A 15,607-nucleotide genomic window follows, 5' to 3' on the forward strand; every position below is an offset into this window, starting at 1 on the left:
GATGAACTCATCAAGCTGCTGCATGTCCTTAAGGAAATCTTGGGAACTGTTTGAAGTCAGGGTTGCGCTTTTCTTTGAAAGCGTCTCTTCCTTCTTTTGCTTCATCTGTCGTGTAATAAAGAAGCGTTGCGTCACCTGCAAATTGCTGGATGCCGGCAAGTCCGTCTGTATCCGCATTAAATGCAGCTTTTAAGAAGCGGATGGCAGTCGGACTCTTCTCAAGAATTTCTTCACACCACTGAACGGTTTCTTCTTCAAGTTTTTCAAGAGGCACTACTGTGTTGACAAGACCCATGTCCAGCGCTTCCTGTGCATTGTACTGGCGGCATAGGAACCAGATCTCTCTCGCTTTTTTATGTCCCACAATACGGGCAAGGTATCCTGAACCGTATCCTGCATCAAAGCTTCCAACCTTTGGTCCAGTCTGTCCGAATACAGCATTGTCAGCTGCAATTGTCAGATCACATACGATGTGAAGAACATGTCCGCCTCCGATTGCGTATCCTGCAACCATCGCGATAACCGGTTTCGGAATAACACGGATCAGGCGCTGAAGGTCAAGAACATTCAGCCTTGGAATCTGATCTTCTCCAACATATCCGCCATGTCCGCGGACTTTCTGGTCTCCTCCTGAACAGAATGCCTTTTCGCCTGTGCCTGTTAAAATGATGACTCCCACATTTGCATCGTCTCTTGCATAGGCAAAAGCGTCAATCAGCTCCATCACTGTCTTTGGACGGAATGCATTATGTACTTCCGGGCGGTTTATTGAGATTTTGGCAATCCCATTATACGTTTCATATAAAATATCTTCGTACTTGCGTTCAGCTACCCATTCTACTGTCATCGCGTACAGCCTCCTTTTGAATACGTTTACTTATTAGTAAACTCATTTACTATTTTACCAAAGATTTGCGGCTGTTCTACATGAACCGCATGACCTGCATCTCTTATTTTAATATATGTCGAAAGAGGGAGCAAACCTTTCATCTCTTCTGCAAGCCTGCAGAACTTCTCATCCCGCTCTCCGCAGATGAGAAGGACAGGGATATGAAGGGAAGAAAGGCCGGTCCAGACAGGAGTCTGTGAGCCCGTCCCCATCCCGAGAAGACTGTTTGACAGGCCGGCTGCATTGTTTTTAAGCCGCTTGCTGCGCTCTCTGTTCTGAATGGCCTCAGGCAGTTCTTTTTGGGAGGCAAACAGCGGAATCTCCTCCCAATGCTGCACGAAATGCGGAACTCCTTTTTCTGAAATCATTTCGGCAAGTTCCTTGTCACTTTGCTGTCTCTTCTTTCTTTCCTCACTCGAGAGGAGCCCGGGTGTGCAGCTTTCAAGAATCAGTTTGCTGACTGTTTCGGGATAGCGCACAGCATAGGACAAGGCTGCCCTGCCTCCCATTGAATAGCCTGCAAGCACAGGTTTATCCAGCTCTAGCTCCTTGAAAAGTGCATGAAGATCAAGCACCGTCTCCTCCATCGAATACCGGCGGCAATCTGCCGGAGAATCGGTCCTGCCGTGACCAATCAGGTCAATTAATATCACCTGGCAGGATTGAAACATTTCAAGAAACGGATGCCATGTTTCTGCCGATCCTGTAAAACCATGCAGAAGCACAAGGGGCCGGCCCTCTCCATACGTTTCGACCGAGTAGGAAATCCCTCTTATCTTCACCATCATTTCCGAAGCATCTCTCTTATTTCCTGGGAAACACGATTCATCAAGTTTCGATGAATCGTGACACGGGAATGGCGGTTCGTACGGACTTCGATGATATTCAGCCCCTTGCGGCGAGCGGCGTTTTCAACGTCATCTCTAAATGCCTCCCAGGTCTCAGGCTGGGTATATGCCGCATCATAGAGCGAAGCAGCATGCTGAAAATGCAAACCGGTCGGGGTCCCGAAAAGCGTTTCAAAATGCTTTTCTTCTTTTGACTGGGGCAGGAAGGAAAAAATGCCTCCGCCGTCGTTGTTCAATAGAATCACCGTCATGTCAAGCTTGTGCATTTTTGCAGCCAGCAGCCCATTCATGTCATGGTAAAAGGAAAGGTCTCCAATGACCAGGAAAAGCGGATCTTCTGCAGCCGCACTCATTCCAAGGGCTGTTGAGACGATTCCGTCTATCCCGTTTGCCCCCCGGTTGGCGTGTACAGAAATACGCTTATTTGAATTTAAAAAGTAGTTGTCAGCATCACGGATCGGCATGCTGTTTCCGACAAACATATGGCTTTTTTCAGGCATGGCCTTTTGCAGCTCGGAAAAGACTTTTCCTTCAAACATGGCATCCGGTCCGTCTTCCGGAGAGGAAAGGATCTTACGTGCTGTGCTGTTTGTCTCCTGCCAAGTCTTTAGCCATTGTTCATTTTCTGTAGGAGAAACCCTGCCCGACAGACTTTCACAGAACCAGCTTTCATCGCATTCAATCATTTCAGAAGCCATGAGAGTAGGTTCCCGGTACCCTCCCTGTCCATCGACCACCAGCTGCAGAATCTCAGGAGATCGTTTCAGAAACAGGAACAGCGGCTTTGAAACCGGCATCGCTCCAAAACGGATTATGACGTCCGGTTTCAGCTCATTTAGAAGTTCATCATCTTTCATAAAAGCATCGTATCCATCAATGACTGCAGATTTATCATGAGATCCTGTTCTTAAGTTAGAAAGGGGATCTGCAAGTATTGGATATTTTAAAGTTGCTGAAAGTTTAAGGACAGCGTCAGTAAAGAGCGGATCACGTATTTCCCCGCACACAATCAGTCCTTTTTCTCTTCCGGAAAGCAGCTCGGCAATCCTTTCTATTTCAAGGTCCTGAAGAACTGCCTGTCCCGGTTTAATGTTGACATGCTGTGTTCTGCCGCTTCCATTCTTCCAAATGTCCTCTAAGTCAAAATCAGGAATCAGCGGTTCTCTGAATGGAAGGTTCAGGTGCACAGGACCAGCTGGAGATGACAATGCTTTGCCTGCTGCCCTGGCAGCCATCATTCTGCTGTAGGCAAGCATTCCCTCCGTTTGTTCAGGAATTGCCATGTCTGCAAACCACTTCGCATACCGTCCGAAAAAATGAATCTGATCAATCGCCTGGGGAGCTCCAACATCCCGCAGTTCGTGAGGACGGTCAGCCGTCAAAATAAGCAGAGGCACTCTTGAATAGAATGCCTCCACGACAGCAGGGTAATAATTTGCAGCTGCAGTACCGGATGTGCACAGCAGCGCTACCGGTTTATTCAGCATTTTGGAAAGCCCCAGTGCAAAAAAGCCTGCGGACCTTTCATCGATCATAAGATGAATGTTGATATCAGGGTGTTCTGCCATCAGCATCGCCATCGGTGTTGACCTTGATCCTGGACTGATGACGGCTTCTGTAACCCCCGCTTTTGCCAGCTCATCCGCAAAGTTTGCTGCATAAAGGGTAAGTGATTTAGATTTGCTCATGCTGCATACCTCCCAGAGCAGAAAGCATCGGCTTTAGTTTAATGAGTGTTTCCTGATATTCCGACTGCGGATCCGATTCTGCTACAATTCCGCATCCTGCAAAAAGGGATGCCTGTTCCCCGTCAATGAGCCCTGACCGGATGGCCACTGCAAATTCCCCGTTGTTGTCTGAATCCAGCCATCCAACCGGACCTGCATACCATCCTCTGTCCATCGGCTCAATGTCTCTGATCATCTCAAGTGCACCTGCTTTCGGATACCCTCCGAGTGCAGGCGTTGGATGCAGCTTTTCAACTAAGCTGAGCAGCGACCTGCCCCCGTGCATCGTGCCTTCAATCGGCGTATACAGATGCTGGATATTTTTTGTTTTTAAAAGCTGCGGACCGTCCGGCACCCTGATTTCACTGCAGCACTCCTCAAAAGAATCCTTGATCATTTTGACGACAATGTCATGCTCAATCAGGTTTTTTTCATCATTTAAGAGAGCAGTGCCAAGTTCTGTATCCTCGTGCTTTGTATCCCCTCTTTTGATCGACCCTGCAAGACATGTTGAAAGCAGTCTGCTGCCTTCTTTTTTAATAAGCCGCTCAGGTGTAGCCCCGATGAAAGACTTGCTGCCGATTTCAATCGAGAAAATAAAGCTTCCAGGCTGTTCTGTCTGAAGCTTATTTAAAGCTGCATAGACATTTATATCACGCTCATAAGATACACTGACCTCCCGTGCAAGCACCACTTTATCAAGCTTGCCTCCTTTAATGGAAGCTGTAGCTTTTTCGACAGCGGACATCCATTCTTGTGTATCTGCTTCTTCGAGCGAATAGTTGCCGGCGGGTTCCATGCTCACCGGCTGCTGTGCCGCCAGTACTTTATTTTCAAGATCCGTAAAGTGCAGCGCGCAGTCCTCAAGCTCGTCATCCGGCCTGATTATCCGGTTGATGGTTAAATAGGATGCATTTTCCTTCACCGTAAGCATTACAGAAGGCAGAAAAAACTTAGATTCCGGAAAGTGGCTCCACTGCTCATTGCTCCGATTATGCGGATCAAACGAAAAGCCGCCAAAAAGCAGGGCGCCTGTACCTATGTGAAAACTTTCACTATCTTCATGGTGAACAATCTTTTTGAAGCGCTTCCATTCCGTTTCAATGCGCCCAAAACGGTCGCTTACAGCATCATTTTCCACTGTGCATTCGCTGCCCAGACCACAGATCGTAAACCGTGCACCCGGAGTGGCCCAGTAAAACCGGCTTCCTGAAAAATGCTGTTCGCCAGCCGCATAAAATTGGAGGGGATTCTTGATCTCATGCAATGTTTTAACCTGACTCAGGATCACCGGCTCTTCTAACTGTCCCGCTTCATCCAAAGCACCCTTCAATTTCTCTGTAAATGTATGTTCTAACGCCGTAATCATTGGAAATCCCTCCAAAACCGAAAAATCGCTTATATTAAGATACACCCCAGAGGAAAGAGGTGTCAATAGTACTTTCCCAAAGAAATGGTATAATAGAATGAACGACTATTATCCTTATTATATTACTACCCGCATCACTTTAAAATGAAAAGCTCTCAAGGAAGAATTTTCAGGTGCTGGAATAGACCCCGATGTTCAAACATCTGTAAAAGGATTGACACAATATTGTAAATTTCCTACACTTAATTTTGGGAAGCTGTCAGCTTTAGTCAGCTTCAACTAGGGGAGGAAGAAAAAGATGCACACACAATCTCACACAACTCAGAACATGCCTTCCATCAAACCGGATAAAAGCTGGAAAGTATGGTGGATGCTGCTCAGGCCGCATACCCTTTCAGCAGCCTTTATACCCGTTACGATCGGCACAGTTCTTGCCTTAAATGAAGGCAGTATACATGCGGCCCTGTTTCTTGCCATGCTCATTGCATCCATTCTGATTCAGGCTGCAACCAACATGTTTAATGAATACTTTGACTTTAAGCGCGGTCTCGACAATGAAAACTCTGTCGGAATCGGCGGAGCAATCGTCCGAAACGGCGTAAAGCCAAAAACAGTACTGAACCTTGCTTTCGGCTTCTTCGGAATCGCCATCTTGCTTGGCATCTACATTTGTATGGAGTCCACTTGGTGGATTGCTGTCATCGGCCTGATCTGCATGGCGACAGGATACTTCTATACAGGAGGCCCTGTTCCGATTGCATACACTCCTTTTGGAGAGCTTGTAGCGGGATTCTTTATGGGAATGGTCATCATTCTGCTCGCTTATTATATCCAGACAGGCACAATTTCTGCTATCAGTGTAATCATTTCCATACCAATTGCCTTTTTAGTCGGAAACATCATGCTGTCCAACAACATCCGTGACCTTGACGGCGACAAAGAAAATGGACGGAAGACACTGGCCATTCTAATTGGCCGCAAAAAAGCCATCATCTTCCTTGCTGCCACATTTGCCGCTTCTTACGCTGTCATTCTTGCCATGATTGCATTTGGCTATCTGTCAGCATGGGCATTGCTTGTTTTGATCAGCACGCCTAAAGCATACAGTGCGGTCAAAAAGTTTATCGGAAAATCACTTCCGCTTGAAATGATGCCTGCTATGAAAGCTACCGCTCAAACAAACATCCAGTTCGGCTTTTTGCTTGCGATCGGATTATTTATCAGCACGATCTAAAAGGTCCTCTTACGGGGCCTTTTTATTTTGGCTTTTTTCACATGCAGAACCAGGAAACTTTCATTTTCAAACATGAAAAAACGCCTTTTGACCATACTAAGAAAAGCGATTAACTTAAAAGCTGCTAGACAGGGAAAGGAATGTGATGGATATGCTGAGCAGTGAACAAATGGCTTCCTATCGCTCTGTTCTTGAAGAGATAAAAGCGGAGCTGGAACGGCATCTTAAAGAAAACAGCCACTACGGCCTTGAACAGAGCTTCGGGCATGATTCAACAGGAGAGCTTTCAAGCTATGATAATCATCCGGGAGATGAAGGTACGGAACTTTATGAACGCGAGAAGGATATTGCCCTTAACGAGCATGCAGAAGAGGAATTAAGTGATGTGAACCGGGCTCTTTCAGCCATCAAAAATGGCACTTACGGCAAATGCGAGGTTTGCGGCCGGGACATTCCCGAAGAACGGCTTGAAGTGCTCCCGACAGCCGTCACCTGCAAGGAGCACTCGCCTGAACAGGCTGTTTCCTATGAGCGCCCAATTGAAGAAGATGTCCTGGAGCCTGCCTTTGGTAAGTTTGAGTACGATGAGAGCGATTCTGAAGCTTATGATGCAGAAGATACGTATCAGGACGTCGAGCGGTACGGAAACTCCGAAACACCTTCAGACCTTGAATATCCCGTCGACTCATATAATGACGTTTACATGGAAAATGATGATCCGACAGGCTATGTCGAAGATTACGAAAACTTCGCTGCCACAGATATTGAAGGAAAGAATGTAATCGTATATCCGACCATTCAGCACAGGCAATATGAACACACACTTGATGAAGAAGGTCTGATGACGCCGTTCGGTGATTTGCCTGCATACGAAAAAGATCCTTATACAGAGTAAAACAGAGCGTTTTGTGCGCTTGTTTTTACCGCCGCAGAAAAAAACCCGCTAATAGCGGGTTTTTCAATTTCAATGTAAGACAGGAATCGGCTGGATGTCCCAAATGCCGTCTGCATATTCATGAATGGTGCGGTCACTGGAAAAATAACCGGAATGCGCAATGTTCAACAGGGCTTTTTCAAGCCACTTATCCTGATTTAGATAGGCTTTTTCAAGCTGATCCTGTGCATCCACATATGATGCGAAATCCCGAAGAACGAAATACTGATCGTTTTCATACAGCAAGGAGTCTTTTATCGCCTCAAATTCATCTTCCGTATCAGGGAAAAATCCATTTGTGAGCTGGTCTACCACCTGCCTGATCCTCAGATCATGGTGATAATATTCGCTTGAGCGATATCCGCCATTTTCATAATAGTTCAAGACTTCCTCAGCCTTTAATCCGAATGTGAAAATGTTTTCCTTCCCGACTTCTTCAAGAATCTCAATGTTTGCACCGTCCAGAGTTCCTATAGTCAGGGCGCCGTTCATCATGAACTTCATATTCCCTGTGCCCGATGCTTCCTTACTGGCTGTTGAGATTTGCTCACTGACGTCTGCAGCAGGGAAAATATGCTCCGCCAATGACACTCTGTAGTTTTCCATAAAAATGACTTTCATCATTTTTGAAACTTTCGGGTCATTGTTTACTTTGTCGGCAAGTGCATTAATCAGCTTAATGATTTTCTTGGCGTAATAATAGCCTGGTGATGCCTTTGCCCCAAAGATAAAGGTTCTCGGATGAATCGAGAAATTAGAATCCTCTTTCAGCCTGTTGTACAGGTACATAATGTGCAGCACGTTCAGCAGCTGACGTTTATAGGCATGAAGGCGCTTAACCTGAACGTCAAAAATGGAATTTTCATCTACCTTGATGCCAGTATTTTTTTCAATAATGTCCGCTAAAATTTTCTTTCGCTTTCGTTTTACAGCTGCAAACTGTTCTTTCAGCAGCGGATCGTAAATGTGCCGCTTCAGTTCAATCATCAGATGGGGCTTTTTAATCCAGTCTGTGCCGATCGTATCCGTTATCAGACTTGTCAGCTCCGGATTGGCTTTCAGCAGCCATCTGCGATGAGTGATGCCGTTCGTTTTATTGTTGAATTTTTGAGGATAGATTTGATGAAACAGCTTCATTTCCCTGTTTTTCAGGATATCAGAGTGGATTTTGGCTACTCCGTTGACGCTGTGGCTGCCAGCTATGGCTAAGTGAGCCATCTTGACGACACCGTGCGCAATAATCGCCATATTTTCAATCCGCTTCCAGTCTCCCGGGAAACGATTCCACAATTCTCTGCAAAATCTTTCATTTATTTCTTCAACAATCATATAAATTCGCGGCAGCAGCGGTTTAAAGATATGCAACGGCCATTTTTCAAGTGCTTCAGACAGTGTCGTATGATTTGTATAGGAGATCGTGCCAACGGTGATGTTCCAGGCTTCTTCCCATTCCATGTGCTCTTCATCAAGAAGGATGCGCATCAGTTCAGGAATGGCCAGAACCGGATGTGTATCATTGACATGAATGGCTACATGCTTGTGAAATTCATGCAGTGTGTCATTCTTTTTCAGGTAGGATCTAATGATGGACTGAAGGCTTGCAGAGACCAGAAAATACTGCTGTTTCAGACGAAGAATTTTCCCTTCATCATGTGTATCGTCCGGATACAGAAATTCAGAAACAGCTTCTGTCTCTCGTTTATACGCAAGCACGTCGCGGTTTGGCGGGTTTGGAGACGGTTCAGCGTTCCACAGTCTCAGAGTATTGACCGTGCTTGTTTCATAGCCGATGACGGGCATATCATAAGGCACAGCCATTATGTTTTCTGCATGAACGTGACGGAATTCAAGCTTCCCATCCTCCATGACATGTTCGATTTTTCCCCAGAAAGGAATTTCAATGGCCTGATCCGGCTTTCGCACTTCCCAGACGTTGCCGTGTCTAAGCCACTGCTCAGGCAGCTCCACCTGATAGCCATCGACGATTTTCTGGTCAAATAGGCCGTGTTTATAGCGTATTCCAAGGCCATGGCCCGGAAGGTTGAGAGATGCCAGCGAATCAAGGAAACAGGCAGCAAGGCGGCCTAAACCGCCATTGCCGAGGCCTGCATCTGCTTCGCTTTCCTCGATCTCCTCAAGATCAATGCCAAGCTCAGCAAACCCTTCAAGCACAACTTCCCGGATCCCCAGGTTTAACAGATTTTGTCCAAGCAGCCTGCCAAGCAGAAACTCGATTGACAGGTAATAGACCTGTTTGTTATTGCTTGCGCGGTTCCATTCATTTGTCTGGATCCAATGGCTGCTGATATGTTCTCTTACCATGTTTCCAAGCGTTTGGTACTGGTCGCGTTTTGTCGACTCAGCAAACGTTTTTCCGTACATCATCTCCAGACGCTTCAGAAAACTGTTCTTAAACTCGTTTTTGTCAGAGAACATGACTCCCACTCCTAGTCATTAAATCAGCGTAAAGCTGGTTGTATTTAAACGCAGACTGCGCCCAACTGTAATCTTCCTTCATAGCTGTTTTGACAAGGCTGTTCCAAATGGTTTTGTTTTTATAAACAGAAAATGCACGGTCGACTGTGTGCTTCATATCATGCGCATTGAAATTTGTGAAGGTGAATCCGTTCCCTTCACCTGTATCATCCCGGTAGGATGTGACAGTGTCATTCAGTCCGCCTGTTTCCCTTACAATCGGAATGGATCCATAGCGGAGGGCAATCAGCTGTCCAAGTCCGCACGGTTCAAACTGCGACGGCATCAGGAAGAAGTCCGACCCCGCATAAATGCGGTGTGCAAGAGGCTCATCAAAGCCGATATATGCTTTGCATTTATCCGGAAAGAGCCATTCCATGTGGCGGAAAAAATCTTCGAATTTCTTTTCTCCGGTTCCAAGGATAATCATCTGCATATCAGACTGCAGCATTTCATGCAGCACGCGCTCAACGAGATCAAGTCCTTTTTGCTGAGTAAGCCGCGTAACCATTGTCATGAGTGGCGTATCCTCTTTTTCAGGCAGGCCAAACATCTTTTGAAGCTCTTTTTTATTTTTCGCTTTATTCTGAGCTCTGTGCTCGTCATAAGGGAATGCTATGTACGGATCATCCCCGGGGTTGTAGATCGTGTCATCGATGCCGTTTAGAATCCCGACAAGAGACGCTTCCTTAACCCGCAGCAGACCGTCAAGACGTTCTCCGAAATATGGCGTCTGAATCTCATTTTTATACGTCGGGCTTACCGTCGTGATTAAATCAGATGCTACAAGAGCAGCTTTCATGAAATTGACCATGCCGTGGAACTCAAGCTGATCATTGTTAAAATAACGGTCATCAAGGCCCAGCAGGTCATACAGAATTTCTCTCGGGAAAATCCCCTGAAACTGCAGATTGTGAATCGTGAAGACTGCTTTCATATTTTCATAAAAAGACTGCGAGGCATATTCCTCTTTCAGAAGGAATGGAACCATACCTGTATGCCAGTCATGACAGTGGATCACATCAGGCTGGAAGTCAACCGCCTTAATGGAATCAAGAACGGCTCTGCAGAAAAAAGAGAACCGTTCCCCGTCATCATAATGGCCATATAAAGAATCACGCTTAAAATAATATTCATGATCGATGAAATAATACGTGACACCCTCAAATTCAAGCTGCTCGATACCGCAATATTGCCGTCTCCATCCGACAGGAACGACAATCTCCTTCACTTTCTTCATTTTGGAGCGGAAGCGCTCTGGGATTTGCCCGTATTTAGGCAGGACTACTCTTATGTCAGTCCCGAGGCGCTTAAGCTCCTTCGGCAGTGCTCCCGCAACGTCGGCCAGGCCTCCGGACTTTACGAAGGGAACACATTCCGATACGACAAATAATACTTTCACGATTTCATCAGCGCTCCTTGTACCGTTCCTTTTCTGAGGACAACCGGAAGATCAGATGTTCCTTTCAGTTCAATGCCGCTTCCAACTTTGACATCTTTATCAAGCACGACATTTTCAAGAACACAGTCATCACCGATTTGTGATTTCTGCATGATGATGCCGTTTTTCACAACGGTTCCTTTTCCAATATGAACGGCTCTGAAAATAATGCTGTTTTCAACATGCCCTTCAATGACGCTGCCGTTTGCAATCATGGAATTTTTCACAACAGCGTTCTGGCCATGGCGTGCAGGCGGCTCATCCTTTACCTTCGTCAAGATAGGACGATTTGTAAGGAACAGCTGCTGCCAGACTTCCGGCTTCAGCATTTCAAGGCTGTGGCGGTAATAGCTTTCAGTCGAATCAATAATGGCGACATATCCGTCAAATTCATAATCACAGATCATAAGCTTGTGGGTATTATCCATGATTACCTGGGCTATCGTTTTATATCCTGTCTGGTTATTGTCATGAATCAGATTCAGCAATAGTTTTGTTGACATGACATACATCTGCAGGGACTCGCCGTCTTTGCGGATTTCCGTTATGTCGCAGCCCATTTTCACGTGCTTGGCAAGAACATCTTTAAAATCGATATTGCAGACGGTATAGCTGTTGGCAATAACCGCATATTCCTGCTTGCTTCTGAGGAAATAATCAATATGATCTGACAGCTGGCGGATCGATCCAAACTCGCTGTATTGATCATTTAAATGCGGTGACGGGAAAAAGAACAGTCCGTCACGCTTTCTGTTTAAGTCCCATTGCTTTCCTGAACCAAGATGGTCCATTAGAGAACGGTACTGGTATTTCGGGAAGATTGCTACACTGTCAATATCCGAGTTCACCATATTCGATAAGATAAAATCTATTAATCTGTAGCGTCCTGCAAACGGGACCGCTGCCATTGAACGATTTACCGTCAAGTCTTCGATGGCATTTGTATACGTTGTTGCATCAATAATTCCCAGCATCCTTTGATTCATAGCTGTTCCACCTCTCGCATTCGTTTTTTTTCATCGGAAATAAATAGGATTTCACTGCTGACACGCACATCGTACTTAGCGGTTACGCTCCTGCCGTTTGCTCGACTAATTCTTCCGTTACTAAAATGACTTCATCAATATCTTTATCCGAACGAATGACCATGCCATCCGGCACAACAAGCCCCGACGGAACAATCGCATTCTCAATATAAACATTATTGCCAATGACAGCATCCGGCATGACGACCGTATTTTTCAGGAAAGAGTGCTGCCCTACTGTTACACCCTGGAAAAGGACCGATTTATGAATGGTGCCGTATACGACACAGCCTTCATTCACTAATGATTCCGTCACTTCTGCGCCTTCTGACAGATACTGCGGCGGCTGATTCGGGTTTACTGAATAAATTCTCCAGTTATTGTCGAAAAGATCAAGCTCAGGATCGGCTTTTAAAAGGTCCATGTTTGCTTCCCACAGACTTTTCACTGTGCCGACATCCTTCCAGTAGCCTTTGAATGGATACGCAACAAGCTTTTTCTTTTCATCAAGAAGCAGCGGCAGAACATCTTTTCCAAAGTCGTGGCTTGAATATGGATTGCGCTCATCCATCTCCAAAAACTCCTTAAGAATGGACCATTTGAAGATATAGATTCCCATTGAAGCAAGATTGTTTTTAGGATTTTGAGGTTTTTCATCAAACTCTATAACTTCAAGATTAGCGTCAGTATTTAAGATTCCGAACCGGCTCGCTTCATCCCATGGAACTTCTTTTACCGAAATAGAAACGTCGGCGTCCTTTTCGATATGATAGTCAAGCATGTCGGAATAATCCATTTTGTAAATATGATCGCCTGACAAAATGAGCACGTATTCAGGATCATACTGTCTTAAATAATTCAGATTCTGATAGATGGCACTTGCTGTTCCTTTGTACCATTTCACCTCTGAAGATTCAGCGTATGGAGGAAGAACCGTTACTCCCCCGTTTTTCCGGTCAAGATCCCATGCACTTCCGATTCCGATGTAGGAATTCAGGACAAGCGGCTGATACTGCGTCAGCACACCAACTGTATCAATGCCGGAGTTGCAGCAGTTGCTCAGTGTAAAATCAATGATTCTGTATTTTCCTCCAAAAGGAACAGCCGGTTTCGCCAGATTCTGTGTCAGTGAACTTAATCTGCTACCCTTTCCTCCTGCCAATAACATTGCGACGCACTTTTTTTTCACCATGGTTGATTGTCTCCTCTCGTTTTTTAACTGCGCGTAATATGGATATTCCATATGGCGGAATGGTCATTGATATATGGTAAGGCTGATTATGCATCTTGCCTTCCTGCGCTTTCAGTTCTTTCTTGTTGATCTGGCCCGACCCTCCGAATACCGCATCATCGCTGTTCAGCGTTTCAACATATCTGGTATCAATCGGCACTCCGACTTTATAGTCATGGTACGTTTCAGGAGTGAAGTTACAAACGACAACAAGCTGTTCGTTCGGCTTAATCCCTTTACGGATAAAAGAAAAAATACTCTGGTCTGAATTATTGACGTCAATCCATTCAAAGCCTTCCTGCGAATGGTCAAGCTCATAAAGCGGACGCTGGCGTTTATACAGGGCAAGCAGTTCTTTAACATAAACTCTTGATTTTTGATGCATGTCAAAGTCATCAAGCACCCAGTCAAGCTGCTCAAGGTCTTTCCACTCATCAAACTGGGCAAATTCTCCGCCCATAAACAGCAGCTTTTTGCCTGGATGTGCAAGCATATAACCGAGCAAAAGTCTGTACTGTGCAAATTTCTGCCAGTAGTCACCCGGCATTTTATTCAGCAGCGAACGTTTTCCATGGACCACTTCATCATGTGAAAGCGGAAGGATAAAATTCTCTGTGAAAGCGTAGATCAGGGAAAAAGAAACTTTGTGATGAAGATCTTTCCGCTGTTCTGGAGGGGCTTCCATGTATTTGAGGATGTCGTTCATCCAGCCCATATTCCATTTATAATTAAATCCCAGTCCTCCATCAGAGACAGGAGATGTAACAAGAGGAAAATCCGTAGAATCTTCCGCAATCATCAGTACGGAAGGATCGTACTCAAACACTTTCTCATTCAGTTTTCTTAAAAACTGAACCGCGAACGCATTCTCGTGAGGTTCATCCGTATTCTGCCAGTAAATCATATTGGCAACAGCATCAACCCTGAAACCGTCGATATGGAACATCTCAAGCCAGAAGAGAGCATTTGAAATCAGGAAACTCTGCACTTCCGGTTTTCCAAGATCAAAGTTCGCCGTACCCCAGACGATGTTCTCCCTGTCTTCAAATTTCTCATATTCAAAAACCGGTTCCCCGTCAAAGAAATAAAGTCCGTGTGCATCTTTGCAGAAATGGCCTGGTACCCAGTCCATAATGACTCCCAGGTTATTCTGATGGCAAAGATCTATGAATGTCATCAAGTCGTGCGGGGTGCCGTAACGGCTTGTAGCCGAATAATAGCCTGTGCCCTGATATCCCCATGAACGGTCATATGGGTGCTCAATAATCGGCAAAAGCTCGATATGTGTAAACCCATGCTCAAGAACATACGGAATCAAGACATCCGCAAGCTCTAAATATGTATAAAGGCTGCCGTCTTCTTTCTTTTTCCAAGAGCAGATATTCAATTCATAAATGTACATAGGGCGCTGATAAATTTCCTTCTGGCGTTTTTTTCTCTGCCAGTTTTTATCATTCCATTTATACCCTCCAAGATTGTAAACAACAGAAGCTGTATTCGGCTTCAGCTCAGAATAAAAGGCAAATGGATCAGCCTTCAGAATTTTTTCATGCTTTTGAGTGATAATCTCATATTTATAGAGATCACCCTCTTCGATGCCATCAATAAAAGCAGACCAGATTCCCTGTTCATTCAGCTTCTCAAGCTTGTGTCCAGTGCCGTCCCAGTGATTAAAATCACCTGCAACCCGCACCTCAAGCGCATGAGGAGCCCAAACTGTGAATACTGTTCCGCTCACACCGTTTCGCACGCTGCTGCGGGCACCAAACAATTCATGAGCTCTGAACAAATTTCCTTCATGGAAAAGATGCACCTCAAAATCAGTTGGCGTAGCAAGATTCATTCCCATCACCCTTTCTATAAAGTAATCTTAATTCTTATTTCAATCAGAAGGAAGGATTACCTTTTTTGTAAGCGCTTCTACTTATTGACACGAAATGTCATGAACAGCCATTCATTTTTCAAAACATTATACTTTTAAAATGATGTCGAATAAAGAAAGGAAGGAAGGAGAGAATGTTGGTGAAATGAACATCAGTCTTATTTACTAAATAAGTCATATTCGATGAGAAAATCCGGTCATATTAACAAAAAAATACAATCTCAGCAAATGCAGTATGCTATATCACAAAAACAGTTAATTCGACAAATCCTCTTATATTTGTCGAAATTTTCACGACCTTTTAATCACGGTTTCTTTATTACCATTACTTATACCTCTAATGAAAAACATTCAAACCTTTTTGAGTAACAGAAATATATATTATTTGTTGAAAACATATTTTAAGGGAAAAAAGGATTTTTTGAAGTCATATTTTAACGGGGATACAGGGTTCATTCGTTCCTTGGAGATGGTCTGAGCTGCCTTATAGGAGTCGAGATCCCGTTGACGGAATCATTGTGGAGGATAGGTACGCTTTACGGCGTTTTTCAT

11 protein-coding genes are annotated in these 15,607 nt (G+C 44.9%); 2 read left to right on the plus strand and 9 right to left on the minus strand.

The features are described 5' to 3' along the window. Positions 1 to 28: 28 nt before the first annotated feature. Genes menB through ACK1LH_RS16655 form a run of 4 tightly spaced genes read right to left on the minus strand, consistent with a single transcriptional unit; the run spans position 29 to position 4,833 of the window. Positions 29 to 847, minus strand: a complete 819-nt coding sequence (gene menB / locus ACK1LH_RS16640; protein ID WP_029278762.1) for a 1,4-dihydroxy-2-naphthoyl-CoA synthase — start codon at positions 845 to 847, stop codon at positions 29 to 31. 26 nt (positions 848 to 873) lie between these two features. Further along, on the minus strand, positions 874 to 1,677 hold the full coding sequence (menH, locus tag ACK1LH_RS16645) for a 2-succinyl-6-hydroxy-2,4-cyclohexadiene-1-carboxylate synthase (RefSeq protein WP_411333659.1): 804 nt from the start codon (positions 1,675 to 1,677) through the stop codon (positions 874 to 876). Further along, on the minus strand, positions 1,674 to 3,425 hold the full coding sequence (gene menD / locus ACK1LH_RS16650) for a 2-succinyl-5-enolpyruvyl-6-hydroxy-3-cyclohexene-1-carboxylic-acid synthase (protein ID WP_411333661.1): 1,752 nt from the start codon (positions 3,423 to 3,425) through the stop codon (positions 1,674 to 1,676). The genes menH and menD overlap by 4 nt, the downstream gene beginning before the upstream one ends. Further along, complete coding sequence (locus ACK1LH_RS16655) at positions 3,412 to 4,833, minus strand: isochorismate synthase MenF (RefSeq protein WP_411333662.1); 1,422 nt, start codon at positions 4,831 to 4,833, stop codon at positions 3,412 to 3,414. Before ACK1LH_RS16655 ends, menD begins: the two co-directional genes overlap by 14 nt. A 298-nt stretch (positions 4,834 to 5,131) precedes the next feature. On the opposite strand from ACK1LH_RS16655, the gene ACK1LH_RS16660 reads away from it, so the two are divergent. Together ACK1LH_RS16660 and ACK1LH_RS16665 are read left to right on the plus strand one after the other, a co-directional pair. Then, the gene (locus ACK1LH_RS16660) at positions 5,132 to 6,067 is read left to right on the plus strand and encodes a 1,4-dihydroxy-2-naphthoate polyprenyltransferase (protein WP_282033176.1); all 936 of its coding nucleotides are present in this window, start codon (positions 5,132 to 5,134) and stop codon (positions 6,065 to 6,067) included. Positions 6,068 to 6,218: 151 nt separating this feature from the next. Further along, entirely contained in the window at positions 6,219 to 6,962 is a 744-nt protein-coding gene (locus ACK1LH_RS16665) for a TraR/DksA C4-type zinc finger protein (RefSeq protein WP_203290368.1), read from the plus strand. A gap of 69 nt (positions 6,963 to 7,031) precedes the next feature. On the opposite strand, the gene ACK1LH_RS16670 is transcribed toward ACK1LH_RS16665, so the two are convergent. The 5 genes from ACK1LH_RS16670 to glgB form a co-directional block, all read right to left on the minus strand. Next, positions 7,032 to 9,437 carry a glycogen/starch/alpha-glucan phosphorylase gene (locus ACK1LH_RS16670; RefSeq protein ID WP_029278752.1) on the minus strand — a complete coding sequence of 802 codons (2,406 nt, stop codon included), beginning with the start codon at positions 9,435 to 9,437 and terminating at the stop codon, positions 7,032 to 7,034. Further along, positions 9,427 to 10,878, minus strand: a complete 1,452-nt coding sequence (gene glgA / locus ACK1LH_RS16675; RefSeq protein ID WP_029278750.1) for a glycogen synthase GlgA — start codon at positions 10,876 to 10,878, stop codon at positions 9,427 to 9,429. The genes ACK1LH_RS16670 and glgA overlap by 11 nt, the downstream gene beginning before the upstream one ends. Continuing rightward, the gene (locus tag ACK1LH_RS16680) at positions 10,875 to 11,903 is read right to left on the minus strand and encodes a sugar phosphate nucleotidyltransferase (RefSeq protein WP_282033178.1); all 1,029 of its coding nucleotides are present in this window, start codon (positions 11,901 to 11,903) and stop codon (positions 10,875 to 10,877) included. Before ACK1LH_RS16680 ends, glgA begins: the two co-directional genes overlap by 4 nt. Before the next feature lie 82 nt (positions 11,904 to 11,985). Next, complete coding sequence (locus ACK1LH_RS16685; RefSeq protein WP_087946352.1) at positions 11,986 to 13,131, minus strand: glucose-1-phosphate adenylyltransferase; 1,146 nt, start codon at positions 13,129 to 13,131, stop codon at positions 11,986 to 11,988. Further along, positions 13,085 to 15,016, minus strand: a complete 1,932-nt coding sequence (gene glgB / locus ACK1LH_RS16690; RefSeq protein ID WP_029278745.1) for a 1,4-alpha-glucan branching enzyme — start codon at positions 15,014 to 15,016, stop codon at positions 13,085 to 13,087. Before glgB ends, ACK1LH_RS16685 begins: the two co-directional genes overlap by 47 nt. Between the last annotated feature and the right edge of the window lie 591 nt (positions 15,017 to 15,607).

Source organism: Metabacillus indicus (assembly GCF_046603695.1).
In the GTDB taxonomy this organism is placed as follows: Bacteria; Bacillota; Bacilli; order Bacillales; family Bacillaceae; genus Bacillus_P; species Bacillus_P indicus.